Source organism: Variovorax sp. TBS-050B, assembly GCF_029893635.1.
Lineage (GTDB): Bacteria > Pseudomonadota > Gammaproteobacteria > Burkholderiales > Burkholderiaceae_C > Variovorax.
The window spans coordinates 3,303,667-3,328,052 of the sequence record NZ_JARXYR010000002.1; the positions used below are offsets into that span (position 1 = coordinate 3,303,667).

The following is a 24,386-nucleotide window of genomic DNA, read 5'->3' on the forward strand; positions in this document are numbered from 1 at the left end:
GCGATTCAGGCAAGAACTCGCGCGAATTGGGCAAGCGCGCGGCCGGTCTTCACCCGACACTCGCGGGCGATGGGCCCGCGTGCATGCCGCTTCGCGCGCCGAGGGCCCTCCGTCGAATCAGGCAACCCACCACTCCCACGATGAACACAGAAAAAAAGATCGCTTCCATCTCCGCTTCGCTCGCGCTGGTGCTGGGCCTCGGCGCCGCTGCCGCCATGCCGCGCGAGGCCGCCGCGAGCCAGGCGCTGGCGCAGAAGTATTCATGCGTCGCCTGCCATCAGCCCGCCACCAAGGTGGTAGGCCCGTCCTGGAAGGAGATCGGCGCGAAGTACGGCGACGGCAAGGGCACGGCGGCGCAGCTCGCGGCCAGCATCAAGGGCGGCAGCTCGGGCAAATGGGGCCCGATGCCGATGCCGCCGCAGCCCCAGGTGCCCGATGCCGACCTGCAGGCGCTCGCGCAGTGGCTGCTCGACGGCGCCAAGTGAGACGGCTTCCCTCTTCATCCATCCACCCCACGGAGAAAACAAGAAATGACTGCACTCCACGTCAATGGCCGTGAACACACGGTCGATGTCGATCCCGGCACGCCCATCCTCTGGGCCCTGCGCGACACGCTGGGCATGACCGGCACCAAGTTCGGCTGCGGCGCCGCGCTGTGCGGCGCCTGCACGGTGCACCTCGACGGGCAGGCGATCCGCTCGTGCGTCACGCCGATCGCCGCCGCCGAAGGCAAGAAGATCACCACCGTCGAACGCGTGACCGATGGCAGCGACCGCGTCGGCGCCGCCGTGCATGCCGCCTGGGTGCGGCACGACGTCGCGCAGTGCGGCTACTGCCAGAGCGGCCAGATCATGAGCGCGACGGCCTTCCTGCAATCGCTGCCGCCGGGCAAGAAGCCCAGCGCGGAAGAGATCGACTCGGCCATGGCCGGCAACATCTGCCGCTGCGGCACCTATGCCCGCATCCGTGCCGCCGTGGCCGATGCGGCCAGCCAACTCGCCTGAAGAAGGAGCCGCCATGCTGCCCCACATCGAATACCACCAGATGCCCCGCGCGCTGCAGCGCCTGCTGGCGCAATCCCAGACGTCCGACGAGGCCGCCGCGCTGCCGCGCCGCAGCTTCCTCAAGATCGTCGGCGCGGGCGGGCTCGCGCTCGGCGCCTTTCCGCAGCTCGCGCTCGCGCAGGCCGGCGGCGCCGCGCCCGCGGCCGGCGGCCTGAAGCCGACGCAGCAGCCTTCGGCCTTCGTGCGGATCGCGCCGAACGGCGAGGTCACGGTCACCATCAACCGGCTCGAATTCGGCCAGGGCGTGCAGACCGGCCTGCCGATGATCCTGGCCGAGGAGCTCGATGCCGACTGGGCGCTGGTGCGCAGCCGCAGCGGCACCAACGACGCGGCCTATGCCGACCCGCTGTTCGGCATGCACCTGACCGGCGGCTCGAACACCATCAAGAACAGCTACCTGCAGTACCGCGAGCTCGGCGCGCGTGCCCGCGCGATGCTGCTGTCGGCCGCCGCGGCGCGCTGGAAGGTCGACCCGGCCACGCTGCGCACGCAGGCCGGCATGGTGATCGGCCCGGGGGGGCGCAAGGCCGGCTATGGCGAACTGGCCGAGGCGGCGATGGCGCTGCCGGTGCCCGAGAAGGTGGTGCTCAAGGACCCGAAGGACTTCCGCATCATCGGCCGTGCGACCACGCGCCTCGATGCGGCCGCCAAGAGCAGCGGCCGGCAGGACTTCGGCATCGACGTGCGGCTGCCGGGCCAGCTCACGGCCGTGGTGGCGCATCCGCCGGTGTTCGGCGCGCGACTCGCCTCGGTGGACGACAGCGCCGCGCGCGCGGTCAAGGGCGTGAAGGCCGTGGTGCGCATTCCGCTCGACCGCGGTGCCGAGGGCGTGGCCGTGGTGGCCGACGGCTACTGGCCGGCCAAGCAAGGCCGCGATGCGCTGAAGCTGCAATGGGACACGGCCGCCGTCGAGAAGGTCGATTCCGAGCGCCAGCTGGCCCAGTACCGCGAACTGGCAGGCCGCCCCGGCCCGCGCAAGTTCGACGCCGACATGGCGCCGCTCGCGAATGCGCCGCGCAAGCTCGAGGCCGAGTTCGTCTTCCCCTACCTCGCGCATGCGCCGATGGAGCCGATCAACTGCACCGTCAAGCTCGAAGCCGGGCGCGCCGAACTCTGGGTCGGCACCCAGTCGGCCGACCTCGACGGCATCGCCGCGGCGCGCGCGCTGAAGCTCGAGCCCGCACAGGTGAAGGTCAACGTGCAGATGGCGGGCGGCGGCTTCGGCCGGCGCTTCGTGGGCAGCAGCGACTTCGTGGTCGAGGCCTGCGAGATCGCCAAGGCTACGCGCGCCGCGGGGCTCGACGCGCCGGTGCGGCTGCTGTGGAGCCGCGAGGACGATATCAAGGGCGGCTACTACCGGCCCATGCACCTGCACCGCGCGCGCATCGGCTTCGACGAGGGCGGCAAGATCCTGGCCTGGGACCACGTCATCGTGGGCCAGTCGATCACGGCGGGCACGGTGTTCGCGGGCATGATGGTCAAGGACGGCATCGATGCCACCGCGGTCGAGGGCATGCGCGATCCGTACCCGGTGCCGATGCGCCTCACGGTGCACCATCCGCAGCAGAACGTGCCGGTGCTCTGGTGGCGCAGCGTGGGTTCCACCCACACCGCCTTCGTGATGGAGACGCTGATCGACGAGATCGCGCGCAGCACCCGGCAGGACCCGGTGGCCTACCGCATGCAGCTCTTCGGCGACAAGCATCCGCGCCACCGCGCGGCGTTGCAGCTGGCCGTGGACAAGAGCGGCTACGGCAAGAAGAAGCTGCCCGAGGGCCGCGCCTGGGGCGTGGCGGTGCACGAGTCCTTCGAGTCGGTGGTGGCCTACGTGGTCGAGGCCTCGGTCAAGGACGGCCAGCCGGTGCTGCACCGCGTGACCAGCGGCGTGCACTGCAACCTCGCCGTGAATCCGCGCAGCATCGAGGCGCAGGTGCAAGGCGCGGCGGTGATGGGGCTGTCGACCTGCCTCGCCGGCAGCGCCATCACCCTGAAGGACGGCGTGGTGCAGCAGGGCAACTTCGGCGACTTCACGGTCGCGCGCATCACGCAGGTGCCGGCGTTCGACGTCCACATCGTGCCGAGTGCCGATGCGCCCAAGGGCATGGGAGAGCCGGGGCTGCCGCCGCTCGCGCCCGCGTTCGCGAATGCCGTGGCGCAACTGACCGGCAAGCCCTTGCGGCAGCTGCCGTTCAATCTGGCCTGAGGTGCAGAGGGCTCGGGGGCGAGGTCAGTCCCAGGGGTTGACCAACGGCACCCCCGAGGCCTCGAAGTGCCTGGTGTTGCGCGTCACGACCCTCGCACCGTGCAGCAGCGCGGTGGCCGCGATGATCGGGTCGCGGTAGTCGCGCGCATCGGCCCATGGCAGCTGTGCTGCGCGACGCGCAACGCGGTGATCGATGGGCAGAATCCGCCCTTCGAATGCCGGCAGCACCATCTCTTCGAGCCAGCGGTTCAGGATCGCGGCCTGCGTTTCATCGCCGCGCAGCGCCAGTTGGCTGATGCCGCGCTGGATCTCCAGCACGGTGATTGCGCTGATGTGCATCGCCTCGGTCGGTTCGGTGGCCATCCACGCCAGCACGTTCGGATGGCAGTTGCGCTTGCGAACCTCGGAAATGACGTTAGTGTCGAGCAGCAGCATCACTGTCACGATCGGGGGGCTGCTCGGATTCAGGCGTCGAAGTCCCTGGCGCCGATGCGGATCGGCTCGAAGTCGATCTCGATGCCATCGGCCTCCGGCATGCGCAGCAGATCGACCAGGGTCTTGTCCGTGTTCGTCAGGCGACGGTACAGCGCGATCGGCACGAGTGCGAGCGCGGGTTGCCCACGGTCGGTGATGATGACGTGGCCTCCCTCGGCGGCCACGCGCTTGGCCGCGCTCACGTTGTGCACGAATTCGCGGCTCGTGACCGTCTTGATGGTAGTGTTTCCCATGGTGCGTCCTTGGGCCGAATGTTAGCGACATTACTAACATCCATCAAGCGCATGTTCGGCGAAGGGGGCCGGCGGGCCGCCGGCGCGCAACGGGCGCTGCCTGCTAGATCGCCGCCGGCGCGCCGGGCGCGCGCGCCTCGTCGCGGAGCTCGCGCGGGGCCGGCGGCAGCACGGGCACGAGCGGCGACAGCTTCGGCTGGTTGCGCGCGACCATGTTGTCGGGGTTCATGCGGAACAGCTGCGTGAGCGCCGCGCGGTACTGCACCTCGCCGACCGAATTGGTGTTGTGGTGCGAGCCGCCTTCGACCAGCACGAACATCTTCGGCACGATGGCGGCCTCGTAGAGCTTGCGGCCGAGCGTGGGGTTGATGAGGCTGTCGGCGGTGCCGTGCACCACCAGCAGCGGCGCGCCGATGTCCCTGACCTTGTTGATCGCCTCGAAGCGCTGCGTGATGAACGGGCCAAAGGGCAGCCAGCCCCACTTGAAGCCGCTGACCACGTCGGCGATGGAGGTGAAGGTGCTCTCGACGATGGTGCCGCTCTCGTCGCCCACGCGCGAGGCGAGGTCGATGCCGATCGCGCCGCCGAGCGAGTGGCCGAAGATGTAGCGGTGCTGCTTCGGATGCCGTGCGGCCAGCCAGGTCCAGGCGGCGCGGGCGTCCTCGCGCGCCGATTCCTCGGACGGCAGGCCCTTGGTGCTCTTGCCGAAGCCGCGGTAGTCGATGGCCAGCACCGAGAAGCCCAGTTCGTGCATGCGCTGGATGCGCGGTGCCGAGCCGGCGACGTTGTAGCGCGCGCCATGCAGGTAGAGCATCACGGGCCGGTCGGTGGTCTCGGGTTCGCCGCCGAGCCAGAGACCGTGCAACCGCGCGGGCTCGCCGGTGATCGAGGACTGGAAGTCGATCCAGACGTCCTGCATGCCCGCCGTCATGCTGGCGGTGTTGCCCCAGCTGCGGTCGCTGGGCTGGAAGATCCATTCGCGCTGCTGCTCGTCGAATGTGGAGCAGCCGGCGGCCAGCAGGGCGCAGAGCGAAAGAACGGAGGCGAGCAGGGACCAGCGTTTCATGGGCAGAGGACAGACAGCGAAGCCGGCGGAAAGTTCATGTTCCAACGTCCGGAACGCGCCGACACTGCGTTCCGAACCCTCCCGCCAATGCCCTCTATGGAGACTTTGGTCCTCACAGGCAACGTCCGTGCCCGGTTTCCGGATGACGCGTGACAGCCAGGGAAAAACCCTGAAAAACTTGTAACCGCTGGTCTACCGACCGCGCAGGAACAGCGCGTCCAGTTCCCGGATCGAGAGTTGGCGCCAGGTCGGCCGGCCGTGGTTGCACTGGTCGGAGCGCTCGGTGGCTTCCATCTGGCGCAGCAGCGCGTTCATCTCGTCGATGGTGAGCTTGCGGTTGGCCCGCACCGCGCCGTGGCAGGCCATGGTGGAGAGCAGCTCGTTCTGCGCGCGCTGGACCACGGTGCTGGCGTCGTGCTGGGCCAGTTCGGCCAGCACGCTGCGCGCGAGCTCGACCGGGTCGCCGTCCGCCAGCGTGGCGGGCACCGCACGCACCGCCAAGGTGCGCGGCGAGAACGGCGTGACCTCCAGCCCCAACGTGGACAGCACCGCGGCGCAGGCCTCGGCGGTGGCCACTTCCTGCGGCGTGGCCGCGAAGGTGGCGGGGATCAGCAGCGGCTGGCTCGCAATGGCGGCGCCGTCGAGCTGGGTCTTGAGGCGCTCGTAGACGATGCGTTCGTGCGCCGCATGCATGTCGACCACCACCAGCCCCTGGGTGTTCTCCGCCAGGATGTAGATGCCCTGCAGCTGCGCCAGTGCGCGGCCCAGCGGCCAGGCCTGTCCGCTGTCGACGGCCGTCGCAGCGGCGTCGTCGCGCGGCGCTGCGGTCAGGCTCGGGGGCGCGCGGAACGGCAGCGGGGCGGCTTCGGCGGTGGACCAGCGCACGCCGGCAGGCTGGGGCGCGCCCTGTCCCGACGCATCGGCCGTATCGGCGCGCCGCGGCCACATCGCGTCGAAATCGCCGATGCCGCGCTCGGCGGCCCTGAAGTGGATGCCCGGCTGGGTCCAGTTCTCGCCGGTGGCCGGCACGGCGGGCTTGAAGAACGGCGCCGCGGGTGCGGCGGCCGCCACGGCATCGCCCGCGCGCGGTGCGGCCAGCGCGTTCTCGATCGCATGGCGCACCGCCTGGTGCACCTCGCGGCCGTCGCGGAAGCGCACCTCGATCTTGGTCGGATGCACGTTCACGTCCACGCGCGAGGGATCGATCTCGAGGTAGAGCGCATAGACGGGCTGGCGCTGTCCGTGCAGCACGTCTTCGTAGGCGCTGCGCACCGCATGCGAGAGCACCTTGTCGCGCACGAAGCGGCCGTTGACGTAGAAGAACTGCTGGTCGGCGCGCGAGCGCGCGGCGTCGGGAATGCCCGCGCGTCCCACCACGCGCACCGCGCCGCCGATGTGCTCGACCGCCACGCTCTGCGCGACGAAGTCGTCGCTGAGCGCATCGGCGAGCCGCTGCTCGCGCCGCTCGGCGGCCCGCCACTGCTCCATGAGCTTGCCGTCGTGCCAGACCGAGAAGCCGACCTCCGGCCGCGCGAGCGCATGGCGGCGCACCGCCTCGATGCAGTGGGCGAGCTCGGTGGCGTCGGTCTTCAGGAACTTGCGGCGCGCCGGCGTCGCGAAGAAGAGCTCGCGCACTTCCACCGTGGTGCCCACGCCGCGCGCCACCGGGCGCAGCTCGCCCGTGCGGCCGTCGAGCGCAAAGGCGCCGTCGGCACCCGCGAAGCGCGAGAGGATGCTGAGCTCGGCGATCGCGTTGATGGCGGCCAGCGCCTCGCCGCGAAAGCCCATGGTGCCGACGGTTTCGAGGTCGTTCAGGCTCGCGATCTTGCTCGTGGCATGGCGGCGCAGCGCCACCGTGAGTTCTTCGCGCGGAATGCCCAGGCCGTCGTCTTCCACCGAGATCAACCGCACGCCGCCCGATGCGAGCCGCACCGTGACCTGGCGCGCGCCCGCATCGAGCGCGTTGTCGAGCAGCTCGCGCACCACCGAGGCCGGGCGCTCGACGACCTCGCCGGCGGCGATCTGGCTGATCAGCTCGTCGGGCAGCTCGCGGATCGGCCGTCGTTCTGCAACAGGGGAAAAGGAGGAGGGAAGGGCGCTCACGAGGGGCATTCTAGAAGCGCGGCCGCCGGCGCCGGCGGCGGCTCGCGCAAGCCCTTCAGCGCCGCATCAGCGTGTTGGACGGCAGGGTTTCGTCGAGCAGCTTGCGCGCCGTTTCCACGCCCGCCACGGGCAGCAGCCCGGGATCAAGCAGTCCCACCTGCACCAGCACGCTGGCCTGGTCCCAGTAGATGTGCTCGTGGTAGAGCTTGTTGCCGCGGAACTTGATGACGGCCAGCAGCGGAATCTCGACACGCCGGCCGGTGGGCGCCACGCCGGGCAGCATCCACGGAATCTCTGTCGTGTGGGTGAAGCTGAACAGCAGCTCGTCGACCACCTGCGTGGCGCCCACGGTGCGCGAGATCGAGGTCAGCGTGGTATCGGGCGGATTGCTGTTGACGAAGTGGTTGCTGTAGAACGCATGCAGCGCCTTGTAGCCCACGCCGCCGGTCATGGTGGGGATGTGGTTGACGTAGGGCTCGGCCACCATGGTCGACATGGTGTCGTCGACGTTGCGCGTGGCGAACTCGTACTCGCAGTGCTTGTCCCAGAGCGCCGACAGGTCGTAGTGCGGGCCGATCGCGGCCTTGAGCGCGGCGATGCTGCGCTCGTGCGCCATCAGTGCCGAGGGCTTGTGGAAATGCTCGCCGCCGGCGCGCGCGAAGGCATGGTCCACGCCGGGGTAGACGTGCAGCGTCACGCCGGGCCGGCCGCCGAGCGCCTGCACGATGCGTTCGCGCGCCTCGGGCGGGCAGAACTTGTCGAGTTCGGCGATGTGCAGCATCAGCGGGCGGCGGATCTTCTCGGCCTCGTCGAGCGCGGCGTCGATGCCCACGCCGTAGTAGCCCACCGCCACGTCCGCATCGGTGCGGCAGGCCGCGAGGTACGCGAGCTTGCCGCCGAGGCAGAAGCCGAGCACGCCGACCTTGCCGCCACCGACCTCGGGCCGCGCGCGCAGCACGTCGATGGCGGACTGCATGTCCTCCATGCCCTTGGCTTCGTCGAAGCCCTGGTAGAAGCCGAAGGCGCGCTGCCAGTCGGCTTCGCTGTAGCCGAGTTCGACCTCCGGTGCCTGGCGCCAGAACAGGTCGGGCACGAGCACCACGTAGCCTTCCTCGGCGTAGTAGTCGGCCACCTCGCGCATCGTGTGGTTGACGCCGAAGATCTCCTGCGCGATCACGAGGCCCGGGCCGCTGCCCGCCTCCGGCACTGCAAGATAACCGCGGAAACTGCCGCTGCCGTCGCGGGCCTCGACCTGGATGTATCGACCTGTCATGTGGGATCTCCGAATTCGTCATGGAACGCCGTGCGGCGCGCAGCAAGGATAATCCGGCCCCATGGAAATCATCAGCTTTCTCGTCGACTTCATCCTGCACGTCGACAAACACCTCGAGGCCTTCGTCATCGCCTACGGCCCCTGGGTCTATGCGCTGCTCTTCCTGATCGTGTTCGTGGAGACCGGCGCGGTGGTGATGCCCTTCCTGCCGGGCGACTCGCTGCTCTTCATCGTCGGCGCGCTCTGCGGCGCAGGGCTGATGAGCTATCCGCTGGCCTGCGCGGTCCTGATCGCCGCGGCCATCCTGGGCGACCAGTGCAACTACAGCATCGGCCGCTACTTCGGGCCCAAGGTCTTCAAGTGGGAGAGCTCGCGCTTCTTCAACCGCAAGGCCTTCGACCAGGCCCATGCGTTCTACGAGCGCTACGGCGGCATCACGATCATCCTCGCGCGCTTCATGCCCTTCATCCGCACCTTCGCGCCCTTCGTCGCCGGCGTGGCGGAGATGAACCGCGCCAAGTTCACCATGTACAACGTCGTCGGTGCGCTGATCTGGGTGCTCGGCATCGCCACCGCCGGTTACTTCTTCGGCAACCTGCCCTTCGTGCGCGAGCACCTCGACAAGATCATCTGGGCGCTGATCTTCGTGCCCGGCCTGCTCGCGATCTTCGGCGCCTGGCGTGCATCGCGCGCGGAGAAGGCCCGCGCGGAACTCGCCGCCAAGGCCTGATCGCCGGCCGCACGAAAAAAGCGCGCCCGCGGGCGCGCTTTTTTTCAGGCCGCAGGCCGCTCGGACTCAGTAGTTCGGGCCGTTGCGCGGGTAGTAGCTGCCCGGAGGATAGGCCTGCTGGTTGTAGTAGTTGCGCTCGTCGACGCTGCGACCCACCTGGTTGCCGATCACGCCGCCGATGGCAGCGCCGCCCAGCGTGCTGGCCGTGTTGCCGCCGATCGCGTGGCCGACCGCCGCGCCGCCGAGTGCGCCGACGCCGGTGCCCAGGTTCTGGTTGGGTCCGGAGGCGCAACCCGCGAGCGTGAGGACCGTCGTGGCCGCCGCTGCAGTCATCCAGATTCGTGCCTTCATGATGTCCACCTTTCTTGAGTGATGGCTCATGATGGGCAAAAGTCGCATTCCGCCCGTGTAGGAGCCTGCCGCACATGGGTGTGCGGTGTCCCGGGCCGCGCGGCGTGGGACAGCAGGGCGGCGCCAACGGGTTCAGAGCTGACGGCTGCGCGCGAGCGGCGGATTCTGCGCGAAGTAGCGCTGGATGCCGCGCATGAGCGCATCGGAGAGGTCTTCCTGGTAGCTTGCGCTGCGCAGCTTGGATTCTTCTTCCGGGTTGCTGATGAAGGCCGTCTCGACCAGCACGCTCGGAATGTCGGGCGCCTTCAGCACCGCGAAGCCGGCCTGCTCGACCTGGGGCTTGTGCAGCCGCGCGCCGATGCCGCGGATCTCGCCGAGCATCGCGCCGCCGAGCTTGAGGCTGTCGTTGATCTGCGCGGTGGTGCTCATGTCGAGCAGCGCGCGCTGGACCTGCGCCTCGTGGTTGCCGACGTTCACGCCGCCGACCTTGTCGGCCTCGTTCTCCTTGTTGGCGAGCCAGCGCGCGGCACTGCTCGAGGCGCCGCTCTGGCTCAGCGCGAACACGCTCGCGCCGCGCGCGGCCGGCGTGGTGAACGCATCGGCGTGGATGCTCACGAAGAGGTCGGCCTGCACGCGCCGCGCCTTCTGCACGCGCACGCCGAGCGGCACGAAGAAGTCGGCGTCGCGCGTGAGGAAGGCGCGCATCGGGTTGCCGTTGACGCTGCTCGCGTTGATGCGGTCGCGCAGCCGGTGCGCGATCTGCAGCACGATGTCCTTCTCGCGCGTGCCGTTCGGGCCGATCGCGCCGGGGTCTTCGCCGCCATGGCCGGGGTCGAGCGCCACGATGATGATGCGGTCGGTGCGGCTCGCAGTGGCACCGCCGCGCGCCACCGCGACTGGGGGCGGGGATGCCGCGGGGCGCGTCGGGGTGGCAGCCGGCGCGGGCGCGGCGGGCGGCGTGGGACGCGTTGCCTGCTGCGCCATCAGGTCGCCGAGCGGATCGGGCTGCGGCGCGTCGGCCACGGCCGGCGGCCGTGGCGCCGGCGCGGCCGGCACGGGCACCGGCGCGCCGGGCGCGGGCCGCGGCGCGGGCACGTTGGGCGAGGGCCGCACGAGGATCGGCGGGCCGCCGTCGGGCGCGAGGCCGGTGTAGCCGGTGTAGGGCGCCGCGGGCGGGGCGGCCGCGACGGCGGTGTCGCCGCCGTTGCTGCTGTTGCCATTGCCGCGCGCGCGCGGCGCGTCGCGCAGGCGCTCGGCGATCAGCGCTTCCATCGGGTCGACGGGCTGCTCGGGATAGAGGTCGAGCACGAGCCGGTGCTTGTAGGCCGCGATGGGCGCGAGCGAGAAGACCTGTGGCACCACCGACTGCTTGAGGTCGAAGACGATGCGCACCACCTTCGGCGCGTTCTGGCCCACGCGCAGCCCGTTGATGTACGGATCGCCCGGCTTGATCTTGCCGACCAGTTCGCGCAGTTCGGGATTGAGGTCGATGCCCTCGATGTCGACCGCGAGGCGCGGCGGGCTGCCGACCACGAGCTGCTGCGACTTGAGCCGCGCGTCGGACTCGATGGTCACACGCGTGTAGTCGGCCGCCGGCCACACGCGCACCGCGAGGATGGTGGCGCCACGCGCGATCTGGTGCACGCCGAGCATCAGCGCGATGCTGCCGCCCTGCAGCAGCACGCGCCGCTTGAGCCCGCTCGCCTTCATGCGCCGGTGTGCGCCAGCAGTTCGCTGCCGCGGGGGGTGTGGGCCAGAAGGGTCACGCTGCGGGTGTCGTCGGTCATTGCTTCGATTTTAATAGCGAGGTCGGCCACCGGGATATGGCCGGCGGCGTTGCCGGGCCATTCGGCGAGCTTGAGCCCGGGGCCCGCGAAGATGTCGCGGAAGCCTGCGTCCTCCCACTCGCGCGGGTCGTTGAAGCGGTAGAAGTCGAAATGGAAAATCGCGAGGCCGTCGGGCGCTTCGTGGGGCTCGACCACGGCGTAGGTCGGGCTCTTGATGCGGCCCTCGATGCCGAGCGCGCGCAGCAGATGGCGCACGAAGGTGGTCTTGCCGGCGCCGAGGTCGCCATGCAGCGCGATGAAGGCATCGCGCAGCGCGGGCGAGGCGGCGAGCGCGCGCGCGAAGGTGTCGGTGTCGTCCTCGCTGCGCCACTGCAGCTTGCGGCCGGCGTTCTGCTTCTGCGTTTCTACAATCGGCAAGTGATCGTCAGCCATCCACTCGTTGCTCGTATTCAGGCCTTGGCCCGGGAACTCGGATTCTCCCAAATCGGAATCGCGGGCGTCGATCTGTCGAGCGCCGAGGACGGTCTGATGCAATGGCTGGCCCATGGGTTCCATGGCGAGATGAAATACATGGCCGCGCATGGCGCGCGGCGTGCACGGCCCGCCGAACTGGTGCCGGGCACCGTCAGCGTGATCACCGCGCGCATGGACTACCTGCCGCGCGACACGCCGCTCGGCGACTGGCAGGCGCGCGAGTTCGAGCGCCTGGCGCGCCCCGGCGAAGCCATCGTCTCGGTCTATGCGCGCGGCCGCGACTACCACAAGGTGATGCGCACGCGCCTCGCGAAGCTGGCCGAGCGCATCGCCGAGGAAGTGGGGCCCTTCGGCCACCGCGCCTTCACCGATTCGGCGCCGGTGCTCGAGGCCGAGCTCGCCTCCCGCAGCGGCCAGGGCTGGCGCGGCAAGCACACGCTGGTGCTCGACCGCGCGGCGGGCTCGATGTTCTTCCTCGGCGAGATCTACGTCGACATGGCGCTGCCCGAGAGCGCGCCGGTGAGCGCGCATTGCGGCAGCTGCAGCGCCTGCATCGAGGTGTGCCCGACGGGCGCCATCGTCGCGCCGCACCGGCTCGATGCGCGGCGCTGCATCTCCTACCTCACGATCGAACACGGCGGTGCGATACCGCTCGAACTGCGTCCGCTGATGGCCAACCGCATCTACGGCTGCGACGACTGCCAGCTGATCTGCCCCTGGAACAAGTTCGCGAAGAAGAGCGCGCTGCCCGACTTCGATGCGCGCGAAGGGCTGACCGGCCAGGCGCTGGCGTCGCTCTTCGCCTGGAGCGAAGAGGAGTTCCTGCGCTTCACCGAGGGCAGTCCGATCCGCCGCATCGGCCACGAGCGGTGGCTGCGCAACATCGCCGTGGCGCTCGGCAACGCACTGCGCGCCGGCGAACCAGGGGCCGCCGAGGCGCTGGCCACGCGCGCCTCGCACGAGAGCGCGCTGGTGCGCGAGCATGTCGCGTGGGCGCTGGCGCAGCGCCCGGGCAACGAGGCTAGCGCGGCAGCGCCAGCGCGAACGGCAGGCTCGCCACCCCCAGCAGCGTAGAGAGCGTCACCAGGCCCGCGACGTACGGCCCGTTGTAGCCCATGCGCGCCGCGAGCACGTAGGCGCTCGACGCGGTCGGAACGGCGGAGAAGGCCATCAGCACCGCGGCCTGGGTCGCATCCAGCCGCAGCGCCAGCGAGAGCCCCCATGCGACGAGCGGCAGCAGCAGATGCCGGATCGACAGCACAGAGATCGCAAGCACCTTGCCGCGCCCGAGCGTTGCGAACTGCATGCCCGCGCCGGCGGCCAGCAGGCCGAGTGCGAGCGAGGCGGCACCGATGCGCGTGAGCGTGGGCGTGGCCCAGTTCGGAATGCCGAAGCCCAGCACGTTCGCCAGCAGCCCGGCGAGCGTGGCGACGATCAGCGGATTGCGCACGAGCTGGCGCGCGAAGCCGGCCTTGGCATGCCGCGCCATCGGCCACACCGCCGCGATGTTGAACATGGGCACGCACACGCCGATGAGCACAGCGATCATCAGGAGCCCCTGCGGCCCCGCCAGCCGCTCGGCGAGCGCGAGGCAGATGAAGGAGTTGAAGCGGAACGCGATCTGCGCGCTGGCCGCATGGTCGCGGCGGTCGATGTGCGCGCCGAGCCACGGCAGGAAGGGCAGCGCATAGGCCAGCGCGATGCCGCACAGGCCGATGCCCACGCCCGCGGTGAGCAGGCTCGACGTGGCGCCGAAATCGAGCGGGCTGCGCACGATCGAATGGAACAGCAGCACCGGAAACAGAAAGTAGTACACCAGGCTTTCGACCTGGTCCCACACGCGGCGGTCGAGGGCGGTGTAGCGGCAGAGCAGCCAGCCGATGGCGATGAGCGAGAAATCGGGAAAGAGCAGCTGGGCGAAGTTCACCGCTTCGAGCATAAACCGTAGCAAACCATGGGTATTCCACAGCACGGGCCCTTCGTCGGTGCGGCTAGCATCCGGGGCTTTGCTTTTCCGACAACAGCGATTCAAGGAGTTATAGATGCAACGTCGTCAATGGAGCGCCATGGTGGGGGCTGCCGCACTGCTCGCGGTCACGGGCCAGAGTTTCGCGCAGGGCTATCCCAACAAGCCGGTCGAACTGAGCGTGCCCTTCGCACCGGGCGGCACGACCGACATCGTGGCGCGCGTGATTGCCGATCCGCTGGGCAAGGTGCTGGGCCAGCCCGTGGTGGTGATCAACCGCGCAGGCGGCGGCGGCATCGTGGGCGCGGCCGAAACCGCGCGTGCCACGCCCGACGGCTACAAGCTCGGCGTGGCCACGGTCTCGAGCACGGCGGCCAATCCGGCCATCAACCCCAAGGTGCCGTACGACCCGATCAACGACTTCACCCCGATCATCAACATCGCGGCCACGCCGAACATCATCGCGGTGAACCCGAGCTTCCCGGCCAAGAACTACGCCGAGTTCGTGGCCGAGCTCAAGAAGAACCCCGGCAAGTACTCGTACGCCTCGTCGGGCACGGGCGGCATCGGCCATCTGCTGATGGAGCTTTACAAGAGCCTGACCAACACCTTCGTCACGCACATCCCGTACCGCGGCGCGGGCCCGGCGCTCAACGACGTGGTGGCCGGCCAAGTGCCGATCATGTTCGACAACATCCCCTCGGCCATGCCGTTCATCCAGAGCGGCCGCCTGGTGCCGATCGTGGTCTCTGCGCCGCAGCGCCTCGCCGCGCTGCCCAACGTGCCCACCTTCAAGGAAGTCGGCCTGGAGCCGGTCAACCGCATGGCCTACTACGGCATCCTCGGTCCCAAGGGCCTGCCGAAGGAGGTGGTCGACAAGATCAGCGCCGGCGTGAAGAAGGCGGTGGAAGATCCGGCCGTGAAGAAGCGCATCGAGGACACCGGTTCGCTGATCGTCGCGAACACGCCCGACCAGTTCTCGGCGCAGATCAAGGCCGAGTACGACGTCTACAAGCAGGTCGTCGCGAAGCAGAAGCTCAAGCTCGACTGATCCGCCGCGCCTGACGCAGGGCCGCCCGCACCACGGGCGGCCTTTTCTTTTTTCGTTGCCCGTCCATTTGCTATCTTGCCGCCATGACCGAGGCCGCCCCCGCCGCTGCGCAGACTCCCGAGATCGACGACTTCATCGACGCCCTGTGGCTCGAGGACGGGCTGTCGAAGAACACGCTGGCGGCCTATCGGCGCGACCTGGCGGTGTTCGCGCAGTGGCTTCGCACCGAGCGCGCCGGGCTGGCACTCGACGCCGCGAAGGAAAGCGACCTGCAGGCCTACATGGGCGCGCGCCTGTCCACCAAGGGCAAGGCGACTTCGGCCAACCGCCGGCTCACCGTGTTCAAGCGCTACTACCGCTGGGCGCTGCGCGAGCGGCGCATCACGGCCGATCCGAGCCTGCGGCTCGCGCCGGCGCGCCAGATGCCGCGCGCCATCAAGACGCTGTCGGAGAAGCAGGTCGACGACCTGCTGGCGGCCCCCGACGTGGAAACGCCCCTGGGCCTGCGCGACCGCGCGATGCTCGAGCTGATGTATGCGAGCGGTCTGCGCGTGAGCGAGCTGGTCGCGCTCAAGGCCACCGACCTGAGCCTCAACGACGGCGTGCTGCGCGTGCTCGGCAAGGGCAGCAAGGAACGCCTCGTGCCCTTCGGCGGCGAGGCCCGGCGTTGGATCGAGCGCTACCTCGAGGAATCGCGACCCGCCATCCTCGACGGCCAGCAGACGCAGGACCTGTTCGTGACCGCGCGCGGCGCCGGCATGACGCGCGTGATGTTCTGGGTCATCGTGAAGAAGCAGGCCGCCGCGGCCGGCATTCACGTGCCGCTCTCGCCGCACACGCTGCGCCATGCGTTCGCGACCCATCTGCTGAACCACGGCGCCGACCTGCGCGCGGTGCAACTGCTGCTGGGGCACGCCGACATCTCGACCACCACCATCTACACCCACGTGGCGCGCGAGCGGCTCAAGCAGCTGCATGCGCAGCACCATCCGCGCGGCTGAAGCCCCGGCTTGTCTACCATGGCGGGATGAACCCCGCCACTCCCGAGCCGCCCCGCGTCGGATGCGCAGGCTGGAGCCTGCCGCGCGCAACGTGGCCGCAGTTTCCGGCCGAAGGCTCGCACCTTGCGCGCTATGCGCAGCGCTTCGATGCGGTCGAGATCAACACCGCCTTCTACCGGCCGCACCGGCGCGAGACCTACGAGCGCTGGGCCGCGGCGACACCCGCGGGCTTTCGCTTCGCGGTCAAGCTGCCGAAGACCATCACGCACGAACGGCGGCTGGTGGATGCGATGCCGGCCTTCGAGGCCTTCCTCGCGCAGGTCGCCGGGCTGGGGGCGCGGCTCGGCTGCCTCGTCGTGCAACTGCCGCCGAGCCTGGCCTTCGATGCCGGCGTGGCGCGGCGCTTTCTTTCGGCATTGCGGCGCAGGCATGCGGGCGCGGTGGTGCTGGAGCCGCGGCACCGCAGCTGGTTCCTGCCCGCGGCCGAGGCGCTGCTCGCGCGCTTCGAGATCGCGCGCGTGCTCGCCGATCCGGTGCTGTTCGACGAGGCCGCGGCGCCCGGCGGATGGCCGGGCCTGGTCTACCTGCGGCTGCATGGATCGCCGCGGCGCTACTGGTCGGCCTACGACGACGCGCTGCTCGCGCGGCTCGCCCTGCGCCTGCAGCGCGCGCAGGAGGAGGGCGCCCGGTGCTGGTGCATCTTCGACAACACCGCGGGCGGCGAAGCCGTGGGCAATGCGCTGACGCTCGCGCGGCTGCTGGCGCCGTCACCGCGGGCGCAGCAACCGCAGCACGGCGATCCGGCAGAATCCCGCCCGACATGACTGCACCGACCCTTTCCCCTTCTTCCTCTTCTTCTTCCACGCGGCGCGGCGCCGTGTTCGCGCTGCTCGCCGCGGCCGGCGCCTTCTGCGGCGCTGGCGCGTTCGCGCAATCCGCGCCGCCCGTTCCCAAGACGCTACGGCTCATCGTGGCCTATCCGGCCGGCGGCGTCAGCGACGTGGTCGCGCGCGCACTCGGCGACCGGCTCGCGGCGCAGATGGGCATCACCGTGGTCGTCGAGAACCGCGCCGGCGCAAGCGGCGCCATCGGCATGGACGCCGTGGCCAAGGCCGCGCCGGATGGCGCCACGCTGGGCTTCTCGGCCATCAGCCCGCTGGTGCTGAGCCCGCACCTCGGCAAGCTGCCCTTCGACCCGCTGAAGGACGTGGCGCCCGTGGCCAGCGTGATGTACTCGCCGGTGCTGCTGGTGGCCACGCCCGCGAGCAAGGCGCGCGACTTCCGCGCGCTGGTGGCCGAGGCCAAGGCGCAGCCGGGCGCGGTGCGCTGGGCTACCTCGGGGCCGGCGTCGCTCGGGCACATCGTGCTCGAGCAGCTGCGCGCCGCGGCCGGCGTGGACATCACGCACGTGCCGTACAAGGGCGGCGGGCAGCAGCTCAACGATGCGCTCGGCGGCCAGTTCGAGATCCTGTCGACCAACGCCAGTCCCACGCTCACGTCGCACATCCAGTCCGGCAAGCTGCGGCCGCTCGCGGCGGGCGCGCCGGCCCGGCTCGAAAGCCTGCCGCAGGTGCCCACGCTCGGCGAACTGGGCTATGCGGCGGCCAACATCAACTCGCTCTTCGGCGTCTTCGCGCCCGGCGCCACGCCGCCTGCGCTGGTTGCGCGTTACAACGCCGAGATCAACAAGGCGCTCGCGAGCCCCGAACTGCGCGCCAAGCTCACGGCCACCGACAACGTGCCGACCGGCGGAACATCGGCGGCCTTCGCGAAGGAGATCGCCTCGGAGTTCGAGAGCAACGGCCGCATCATCAAGGCCGCCAACATCAAGGCCGATTGACCCCACGCCTTGCAGGCCCGCAGTTGCCTACCTTATAGTAGGTAGATGTCCAGCGCCATCGCACTCGCCACCGGCAGCACCCGCGAGCAGATCCTCGCGGTGGCGCGCCAGCTGATCGAGACCCGCTCGTACCTCGGCTTCAGCTTCCAGGACGTGGCCGATGCAGTCGGCATCCGCAAGGCGAGCCTGTACCACCACTTTCCCACCAAGGAGGCGCTGGGCGTCGCGGTCATCCGCGACGCGACCCGGGTGTTCAAGGACTGGGAGGCGGCGCGGGTGCGCACGCCGCAGGACGCGCTCGAATCCTATTTCCGCATGTACCGCAAGACGCTGAAGGCCGGATCCGGCATGTGCCCCGCGGGGGCGCTCACCGGCGGCTGGGACTGCATCGACGCCGAGTTGCGCCAGGCCGTGCAGGATCTGCGCAACACCCAGGTGCTGTGGCTCACCGGCGTGATCGGTGCGCTGGCGCAGGGCGGGCCGAAGAAGAAGGCGAAGGAGGAGAAGGGCGCGGCTTCGGCGGCGGCGCTCGCCGCCTACGTGTTCTCGGTCTGCCAGGGCGCGATGGTCGCGGCGCGCATGACCGGGCGCGCGGAGGATTTCGACGCGGCCATCGCCCAGCTCAGGAGTTCATTGCCCGGCTGAGCCCGGGCGGATCGCAGGCACGCAGGGCGTGCCTATTTTTTGACCCGCAAGCCTACCGATTGGATGGTAGGTATTCAAGAAGGAGCCTCCCGATGAAAGCCGTGATTTCCGCCTACGCCCGCTCGCCGTTCCACTTCGCGAAGAAAGGCGCGCTCGCCGAGGTGCGCCCCGATACGCTCGCGGCCGGCGCGGTCAAAGGCCTCTTGCAGCGCACCGACCTCGATCCCGCACTGCTGGAGGACGTGATCCTCGGCTGCGCCTACCCCGAGGCTTCGCAGGGCAACAACCTCGCGCGCATCGTCGGGCTGCTGGCCGGGCTGCCGCACGAAGTGGGCGGCATGACGGTCAACCGCTTCTGCGGCTCGTCGATGCAGGCGGTGCACATCGCCGCGGCGCAGATCGAGGCCGGCATGGGCGAGGCCTTTCTCTGCGTGGGCGTCGAGTCGATGACGATGGTGCCGCAGGGCGGCTTCAACTTCTCGCCGAATCCCGAACTGCATGCAGGCACCGACGCCTACATCTCGATGGGCGAGACCGCCGAGAACGTGGCCGCGCGCTGGCACGTGAGCCGCGCGGACCAGGAGGCCTTCGCCGTCGAGTCGCACCGCAAGGCCGCGGCAGCGCGCGCGGAGGGCCGGCTGGCGGGCGAGATCGTGCCGGTGCGGCTCGCCTCCGGCGAGGTGGTCGATGCCGACGGCTGCATCCGCCCCACGACCTCGGCCGAGGCGCTCGCGGGCCTGAAGCCGGCGTTCCGCCCCGACGGCATGGTGACGGCGGGCACGTCCTCGCCGCTGACCGACGGCGCCGCGGCCGTGCTCGTGACCAGCGATGCCTTCGCCGCACGGCACGGGCTGCAGCCGCTCGCGCGCATCCGAGCGTTCGCGACCGTGGGCGTCGATCCGGCGGTCATGGGCATCGGCCCGATCCCGGCGACCCGCAAGGCGCTCGCGCGCGCGGGCCTCGGCGCGGACCAGCTCGACGTGATCGAACTCAACGAAGCGTTTTCCTCGCAGGCGCTGGCCTGCATCCGCGATCTCGGCCTCGATGCCTCGCGCATCAATCTCGACGGCGGCGGCCTCTCGATCGGCCATCCGCTCGGCGCGACCGGCGCGCGCATCACGGGCAAGGCAGCGGCGCTGCTGGCGCGCGAGAACGGGCGCTATGCGCTCGCCACGCAGTGCATCGGCGGCGGACAGGGCATCGCGACGGTGCTCGAACGCGCCTGAGCGCCGGACAATGGCGGACCCATCCGACGGAGGCCCCATGGCTGCCTATCCCGATCCCGGCGCGGCGCGACGGCTCTTTCTCCAGGACCTCGCGGTCGGAGACCGCTTCGTGAGCGGCACGCATGCGCTCGATGCGGCGCAGATCAAGGCCTTCGCCTTCCAGTTCGATCCGCAGCCGTTCCACACCGACGAGGAGGCCGCCCACGGCAGCTTCTTCGGCGGGCTCGCCGCGAGCGGCTGGCACACGGCGGCGCTCACGATGAAGCTGCTGGTGGAAAGCGGCATTCCGCTCGCCAACGGCATCATCGGCTCGGGCGGCGAACTGCAGTGGCCGCAGCCGACCCGGCCCGGCGACGTGCTGCGCGTCGAGAGCGAGGTGACCGGCATCGTGCCCTCGCGCTCGAAGCCGGGCCGCGCGATGGTGTCGATGCATTGCCGCACGCTGAACCAGCGCGGCGAGGTGCTGCAGGACTTCCGGCCGAAGCTGGTGGTGCACGCGCGGCCGGCCTAGGGCCTGGCCGCGGCGGCCGACAGCGCGCGCAGTTCCTCGTCGCTGAAGCCCGCGCGGCCGCGCGCCTCGAGGTTGAACGGCGGCTTCAGCCGCGGCGCCTCGTACTTTGCGACCAGCTCGGGATAGCTGGCCTCGGGATCGCGGCCGGCGCGCTCGCAGAGCCAGCGGTACCAGCGGTTGCCGATCGCCACGTGGCCCACTTCGTCGCGCAGGATGATGTCGAGGATCTCGACCGCGCGCAGTGCGTCGGGCGTGTTCACGCGCCGCAGCTTGGCCTGGATCAGCGGCGTGGCGTCGAGGCCGCGCGCCTCGAGCGTGCGCGGCACCAGCGCCATGCGCGCGAGCACGTCGTCGCGCGTGCGCTCGCACATGGTCCAGAGGCCGTCGTGGCCCGGAAAGTCGCCGTAGCGCCAGCCCATCGCCTGCAGGTGCGCATGCAGCAGCGTGAAGTGCTGCGCCTCCTCGTCGGCCACGCGCAGCCAGTCGCGGTAGTAGGCCTCGGGCATGCCGTCGAAGCGCCAGACCGCATCGAGCGCGAGGTTGATCGCGTTGAACTCGATGTGGCAGATGGAATGGATCAGCGCGGCGCGGCCCTCGGGCGTGAAGGGCGAGCGCTTCTGCACCTCGGTGGCGCCCACGCGCAGCGGCCGTTCGGGGCGCCCGGGCACGCCCGTGTCGTCGCCGGCCGTGCGGACATCCACTGCTGCTATGGAATCGGTAGCTGCGGCCGCAGCGAGGGCGCGCGTTGCGGCGACCTTCTCGCCCGGGTCGGTGAGTCGCAGCGCGGCCAGCGCGCTCAATCGGGGGTGCATCCCTACAATTCTAGTTTTGCCCCTTCCGGAGACCCCACGATGGCCCTTTATGAACTCGACGGCGTTGCGCCGCAACTCGGCACCGGCGCCTGGGTCGCCGACAGCGCCGAGGTGATCGGCAACGTGACGCTGGGCGAGAACGCAAGCATCTGGTTCGGCGCCGTGCTGCGCGGCGACAACGAGACCATGACCATCGGGCGCAACAGCAACGTGCAGGACATGTCGATGCTGCACTCCGACCCCGGCAGCCCGCTCACCATCGGCGAGAACGTCACCATCGGCCATTCGGTGATGCTGCACGGCTGCACCGTGGGCGACAACTCGCTGATCGGCATCCAGGCGGTGGTCTTGAATAACGCGAGGATCGGCCGCAACTCGATCGTTGGCGCCGGCAGCGTCGTGACCGAGGGCAAGGAGTTTCCCGACAATTCCCTGATCCTCGGCGCGCCCGCGAAAGTGGTGCGCACGCTCAGCGACGAAGACGCCGAGCGCCTGCGCCACGGGTCCGAGCACTACGTCAAGAACGCCGTTCGCTACGCGAAGGGCCTCAAAAGGATTGGCTAACCCCCAGGCTTGCCCACTTCGTGTGGCCTCCACCCCCTTGCAGGGGGCAACACCAGCGGCCCGGCGGAGCCGGTTCCGCGGTGTTCCGCGCGAAGACTGCATTTAAAGAAGGATGATGTCTTGAGCGAGCTGCACAAATTCCTGTTCGATGGCCTGCCGGTGCGCGGCATGATCGTGCGCCTGACCGATGCGTGGCAGGAGATCCTTGCGCGGCGCGCCTCCAACACCACGACCGGCGCCTACCCGCCGCCGGTGGCCGAGCTGCTCGGCGAGATGACGGCCGCGGCCACGCTGATGCAGGCCAACATCAAGTTCAACGGCGCGCTGATCCTGCAGATCTTCGGCGACGGTCCGTTGAAGGTGGTGGTGGCGGAATCCAAGCCCGACCTGAGCCTGCGCGCCACCGCCAAGGTGATCGGCGAGCTGGCGGCCGATGCGCGGCTGCCCGACATGGTCAATGTGAACAACAAGGGCCGTTGCGCGATCACGCTCGACCCCAAGGACAAGCTGCCCGGCACCACGCCCTACCAGGGCGTGGTGCCGCTGTTCGACGACAACGGCGAGAAGCTCGGCAAGCTCAGCGACGTGCTGCAGCACTACATGCTGCAGAGCGAGCAGCTCGACACCACGCTGGTGCTCGCGGCCGACGACAAGGTGGCGGCCGGCCTGCTGATCCAGCGGCTGCCGGTGAAGGGCGAGAGCAACCTCGAAGGCACCTCGGGCAAGGACCACGACCAGGCCAACGAAGACCAGATCGGACGCAACGAGGACTACAACCGCATCTCGATCCTCGCATCGAGCCTCACGCGCGACGAGTTGCTGACGCTCGACGTCGAGACCATCCTGCGCCGGCTGTTCTGGGAAGAGAAGCTGCTGCGCTTCGAGCCGCAGGCCGGCATGCTCGGCCCGCATTTCGCCTGCACCTGCGGCCGCGACCGGGTGGCGCAGATGATCCGGGGCCTCGGCGTGCAGGAGGCCGAGGAGATCCTCGCCGAGCGCGGTGACATCGAGGTCGGCTGCGATTTCTGCGGCAAGCAGTACCGCTTCGACGCGGTCGATGCGGCGCAGCTCTTCAAGTCGCCCGGCGACCAGATGCCGGGCAGCTCCGTCGTCCAGTGAGGGCGCGGGCCCTCAGCGCGGCGAACGCAGCACCTTGATCATCGCGGCCAGGCGCTCCTGCGCCAGGCCCGCGTCGAGCGAACGTTCGAAGAGCCGCATCAGGAAATCCGGAAAGCTCGGGTCGAGCGCCGCCTCGCGCGCCTGCCGCACGAAGAGCCGGCCCGAACTCGCGCAGGTCGCCATGGAGCTCTCCGGCTCGCCGTAGCCTCCGGCATGGATCGCCTCGCCCTCGTCGAGGATCATCTCGCCGAGCACCGGCGAGATCGCACCGATCATCTGCGCGAAGGCGTCCACCGGCAGCCCCTCGGTCTCGCAGATGCGCACGCCGTGGAAGAAGCCGCTCATCGCGCCGAACATGCAGGAGAGCGTGGCGAGGTCCCAGGCGGCGGCATTGCCGATGGCTTCGCCCATGTACTGGATGTTGCCCGCGATCGCCTCGAGCACGGGTCGGCAGGCGGCGAGCGCGCGTTCCTCGCCCGAGATGAAGAGCGGCGTGTCGGGGCGGCCGATCTGCCCCGGCGTGGCGAGCAGCGCGCCGTCGAGGTACGCATGGCCGTCGGCTGCGGCCCAGGCCTCGCGCGCGTCCTGCGGCGTGCCGGTGCTCAGCTGCACCAGCACCTTGCCGCGCAGCGCCTCGGAAACGCCCGGCTGGGCGAGGATCGCGCGGCTCGCCGCGTAGTCCGCCACGCAGACCAGCACCACCGGGCTGGCTTCGACGGCGGCGCGCGCATCGGGCGCGAGCAGCGTGCCCTGGTTCAGCAGCGGCTTTGCGCGCTCCGCGGTGCGGTTCCACAGCGTGAGCGTGAATTTCTGTTGCAGGGCGCGCGCGAGCGCGATGCCCATGGGCCCGAGCCCGATGAGGGAGACGTCGGTCATGTCTTTCGATCTTTCGTGCGTGTGGTGTTTGATCAAGCGGAGGGCGCGGGCGTGAGGTTCTGCCCCAGGCCGCCGTCGACGGTGAGCCGCGCGCCGGTGGTGAAGGTGGCCTCGAAGGCGAGGAACAGCACCGCACGCGCCACTTCCTCGGCGGTGCCGTGGCGGCGCATCGGCGTGATCTGGTCGCCGAGCCGCATGAACTCGGCGCGCTCCGCGGCCGTCGCACCCGCCACGCCGAGGGTGGGCGTGTCGATGAAGCCGGGGCTCACCACGTTCACGCGGATGCCGCGACCCACGAGTTCCGCCGCGAAGCCCGAGGCGAGCGAGCGCAGCGCGGCCTTGGTCGCGCTGTAGACGCTCAGGCCGTGCATGCCGCCTTCGTCCGCGATCGACGAGGTGAAGACGATCGCGCTGCCCGCGGGCATCAGCGGCACCAGCCGCTGCACGGTGAAGAAGGGCCCCCGGGTGTTGATCGCGAAGGCCTCGTCGTAGCCGGCCTCGGTCACCTGCTCGAAGGGCTCGAGCGTGGAGACGCCCGCGTTGACGTGCAGCAGGTCGATGCGGCCCAGGCGTTCGCGCGCCGCGGCCGCGAGGGCGTCGATGTCGGCGAGCCGGGCCGCGTCGGAGGCGAGCACGTGGGCGCGCGGACCGAGCTGCGCGCGCGCCGCCTCGAGGTTGCGGGGATTGCGCCCGGTCACGAGGACCTCGGCGCCGCCCGCGAGCAGCAGCTGCGCGGTCGCGAGACCCATGCCGATGGTGCCGCCGGTGATGACGGCCTTCTTGCCCGCGAAGGGCTGATGTGCGTGATGCGTTGTGTTCATGACCGCGATGATCCGGACCGCGGGCGCGGCGGTCGCGCACGTTCGGCCGCGCGCGAGCACAAACGGGCGGCGACATGCACGACGGGGTCGTCCGATAATGCGCCGATGACCACGAGCGACACCGATCCGTACCTCGAACGCGGCGCGCGCGGCGACGAGGCCGTCGCGGCCTTCG

General features: G+C 70.0%; 26 protein-coding genes. 14 read left to right on the forward strand and 12 right to left on the reverse strand.

The window, feature by feature from the left end:
• The first annotated feature begins 140 nt into the window (after nt 1–140).
• The 3 genes from M2165_RS18345 to M2165_RS18355 are packed head-to-tail and all read left to right on the forward strand — an operon-like array spanning nt 141 to nt 3,267.
• Entirely contained in the window at nt 141–485 is a 345-nt protein-coding gene (locus M2165_RS18345; protein WP_280816011.1) for a c-type cytochrome, read from the forward strand.
• 45 nt (nt 486–530) lie between these two features.
• Nucleotides 531–1,004 carry a 2Fe-2S iron-sulfur cluster-binding protein gene (locus M2165_RS18350; protein WP_280816012.1) on the forward strand — a complete coding sequence of 158 codons (474 nt, stop codon included), beginning with the start codon at nt 531–533 and terminating at the stop codon, nt 1,002–1,004.
• 13 nt (nt 1,005–1,017) lie between these two features.
• Nucleotides 1,018–3,267, forward strand: coding sequence for a xanthine dehydrogenase family protein molybdopterin-binding subunit (locus M2165_RS18355; protein ID WP_280816013.1), 2,250 nt, complete (start codon nt 1,018–1,020; stop codon nt 3,265–3,267).
• Nucleotides 3,268–3,291: 24 nt separating this feature from the next.
• Here the strand turns inward: M2165_RS18355 and M2165_RS18360 are convergent, their stop codons facing one another.
• The 5 genes from M2165_RS18360 to M2165_RS18380 form a co-directional block, all read right to left on the reverse strand.
• Nucleotides 3,292–3,702 carry a type II toxin-antitoxin system VapC family toxin gene (locus tag M2165_RS18360; RefSeq protein WP_280816014.1) on the reverse strand — a complete coding sequence of 137 codons (411 nt, stop codon included), beginning with the start codon at nt 3,700–3,702 and terminating at the stop codon, nt 3,292–3,294.
• Between the two features lie 29 nt (nt 3,703–3,731).
• Nucleotides 3,732–3,995: a type II toxin-antitoxin system Phd/YefM family antitoxin gene (locus tag M2165_RS18365; RefSeq protein WP_280816015.1), complete on the reverse strand. Its 264-nt coding sequence runs from the start codon at nt 3,993–3,995 to the stop codon at nt 3,732–3,734.
• A gap of 103 nt (nt 3,996–4,098) precedes the next feature.
• Complete coding sequence (locus tag M2165_RS18370) at nt 4,099–5,061, reverse strand: alpha/beta fold hydrolase (RefSeq protein WP_280816016.1); 963 nt, start codon at nt 5,059–5,061, stop codon at nt 4,099–4,101.
• Nucleotides 5,062–5,253: 192 nt separating this feature from the next.
• Nucleotides 5,254–7,173, reverse strand: a complete 1,920-nt coding sequence (gene mutL / locus M2165_RS18375; RefSeq protein WP_280816017.1) for a DNA mismatch repair endonuclease MutL — start codon at nt 7,171–7,173, stop codon at nt 5,254–5,256.
• Nucleotides 7,174–7,219: 46 nt separating this feature from the next.
• A complete protein-coding gene (locus tag M2165_RS18380; protein WP_280816018.1) occupies nt 7,220–8,437 on the reverse strand; it encodes a dienelactone hydrolase family protein in 1,218 nt (405 codons plus the stop codon).
• Between the two features lie 61 nt (nt 8,438–8,498).
• On the opposite strand from M2165_RS18380, the gene M2165_RS18385 reads away from it, so the two are divergent.
• Complete coding sequence (locus M2165_RS18385; RefSeq protein WP_280816019.1) at nt 8,499–9,167, forward strand: DedA family protein; 669 nt, start codon at nt 8,499–8,501, stop codon at nt 9,165–9,167.
• 66 nt (nt 9,168–9,233) lie between these two features.
• On the opposite strand, the gene M2165_RS18390 is transcribed toward M2165_RS18385, so the two are convergent.
• From M2165_RS18390 to tsaE, 3 genes are all read right to left on the reverse strand, one after another.
• On the reverse strand, nt 9,234–9,518 hold the full coding sequence (locus tag M2165_RS18390; RefSeq protein WP_280816020.1) for a glycine zipper domain-containing protein: 285 nt from the start codon (nt 9,516–9,518) through the stop codon (nt 9,234–9,236).
• Between the two features lie 132 nt (nt 9,519–9,650).
• Nucleotides 9,651–11,228, reverse strand: a complete 1,578-nt coding sequence (locus M2165_RS18395) for an N-acetylmuramoyl-L-alanine amidase (protein WP_280816021.1) — start codon at nt 11,226–11,228, stop codon at nt 9,651–9,653.
• Nucleotides 11,225–11,737, reverse strand: coding sequence for a tRNA (adenosine(37)-N6)-threonylcarbamoyltransferase complex ATPase subunit type 1 TsaE (tsaE, locus tag M2165_RS18400; protein ID WP_280816022.1), 513 nt, complete (start codon nt 11,735–11,737; stop codon nt 11,225–11,227). Before tsaE ends, M2165_RS18395 begins: the two co-directional genes overlap by 4 nt.
• Here tsaE and queG point away from each other — a divergent pair.
• Nucleotides 11,723–12,853, forward strand: coding sequence for a tRNA epoxyqueuosine(34) reductase QueG (gene queG, locus M2165_RS18405; RefSeq protein ID WP_280816023.1), 1,131 nt, complete (start codon nt 11,723–11,725; stop codon nt 12,851–12,853). The genes tsaE and queG overlap by 15 nt on opposite strands.
• Here the strand turns inward: queG and M2165_RS18410 are convergent.
• Nucleotides 12,801–13,718: an AEC family transporter gene (locus tag M2165_RS18410; protein WP_280816024.1), complete on the reverse strand. Its 918-nt coding sequence runs from the start codon at nt 13,716–13,718 to the stop codon at nt 12,801–12,803. The genes queG and M2165_RS18410 overlap by 53 nt on opposite strands.
• Before the next feature lie 103 nt (nt 13,719–13,821).
• On the opposite strand from M2165_RS18410, the gene M2165_RS18415 reads away from it, so the two are divergent.
• The 7 genes from M2165_RS18415 (at nt 13,822) to M2165_RS18445 (ending at nt 20,019) form a co-directional block, all read left to right on the forward strand.
• The gene (locus tag M2165_RS18415; RefSeq protein ID WP_280816026.1) at nt 13,822–14,796 is read left to right on the forward strand and encodes a tripartite tricarboxylate transporter substrate binding protein BugE; all 975 of its coding nucleotides are present in this window, start codon (nt 13,822–13,824) and stop codon (nt 14,794–14,796) included.
• An 83-nt stretch (nt 14,797–14,879) separates the two neighbouring features.
• Nucleotides 14,880–15,797 (forward strand): site-specific tyrosine recombinase XerD, encoded by a 918-nt coding sequence (gene xerD, locus M2165_RS18420; RefSeq protein ID WP_280816027.1) that lies wholly within the window; start codon nt 14,880–14,882, stop codon nt 15,795–15,797.
• A 26-nt stretch (nt 15,798–15,823) separates the two neighbouring features.
• Nucleotides 15,824–16,621: a DUF72 domain-containing protein gene (locus M2165_RS18425; protein WP_280816028.1), complete on the forward strand. Its 798-nt coding sequence runs from the start codon at nt 15,824–15,826 to the stop codon at nt 16,619–16,621.
• Nucleotides 16,618–17,637, forward strand: coding sequence for a tripartite tricarboxylate transporter substrate binding protein (locus M2165_RS18430; RefSeq protein ID WP_280816030.1), 1,020 nt, complete (start codon nt 16,618–16,620; stop codon nt 17,635–17,637). The genes M2165_RS18425 and M2165_RS18430 overlap by 4 nt, the downstream gene beginning before the upstream one ends.
• 45 nt (nt 17,638–17,682) lie before the next feature.
• Entirely contained in the window at nt 17,683–18,282 is a 600-nt protein-coding gene (locus M2165_RS18435; protein ID WP_280816031.1) for a TetR/AcrR family transcriptional regulator, read from the forward strand.
• A 92-nt stretch (nt 18,283–18,374) separates the two neighbouring features.
• The gene (locus M2165_RS18440; RefSeq protein WP_280816032.1) at nt 18,375–19,508 is read left to right on the forward strand and encodes a thiolase family protein; all 1,134 of its coding nucleotides are present in this window, start codon (nt 18,375–18,377) and stop codon (nt 19,506–19,508) included.
• Nucleotides 19,509–19,545: 37 nt separating this feature from the next.
• Entirely contained in the window at nt 19,546–20,019 is a 474-nt protein-coding gene (locus M2165_RS18445; protein WP_280816033.1) for a MaoC family dehydratase, read from the forward strand.
• On the opposite strand, the gene M2165_RS18450 is transcribed toward M2165_RS18445, so the two are convergent.
• Entirely contained in the window at nt 20,016–20,831 is an 816-nt protein-coding gene (locus tag M2165_RS18450) for a ferritin-like domain-containing protein (RefSeq protein ID WP_280816034.1), read from the reverse strand. The genes M2165_RS18445 and M2165_RS18450 overlap by 4 nt on opposite strands.
• Before the next feature lie 39 nt (nt 20,832–20,870).
• On the opposite strand from M2165_RS18450, the gene M2165_RS18455 reads away from it, so the two are divergent.
• The gene (locus M2165_RS18455; RefSeq protein WP_280816035.1) at nt 20,871–21,395 is read left to right on the forward strand and encodes a gamma carbonic anhydrase family protein; all 525 of its coding nucleotides are present in this window, start codon (nt 20,871–20,873) and stop codon (nt 21,393–21,395) included.
• A gap of 120 nt (nt 21,396–21,515) precedes the next feature.
• Nucleotides 21,516–22,514, forward strand: coding sequence for an Hsp33 family molecular chaperone HslO (locus M2165_RS18460; RefSeq protein WP_280816036.1), 999 nt, complete (start codon nt 21,516–21,518; stop codon nt 22,512–22,514).
• A gap of 12 nt (nt 22,515–22,526) precedes the next feature.
• On the opposite strand, the gene M2165_RS18465 is transcribed toward M2165_RS18460, so the two are convergent.
• Both M2165_RS18465 and M2165_RS18470 read right to left on the reverse strand, forming a co-directional pair.
• Nucleotides 22,527–23,390 carry an NAD(P)-binding domain-containing protein gene (locus M2165_RS18465; protein ID WP_280816037.1) on the reverse strand — a complete coding sequence of 288 codons (864 nt, stop codon included), beginning with the start codon at nt 23,388–23,390 and terminating at the stop codon, nt 22,527–22,529.
• Between the two features lie 32 nt (nt 23,391–23,422).
• Nucleotides 23,423–24,211: an SDR family oxidoreductase gene (locus M2165_RS18470; protein ID WP_280816038.1), complete on the reverse strand. Its 789-nt coding sequence runs from the start codon at nt 24,209–24,211 to the stop codon at nt 23,423–23,425.
• Between the last annotated feature and the right edge of the window lie 175 nt (nt 24,212–24,386).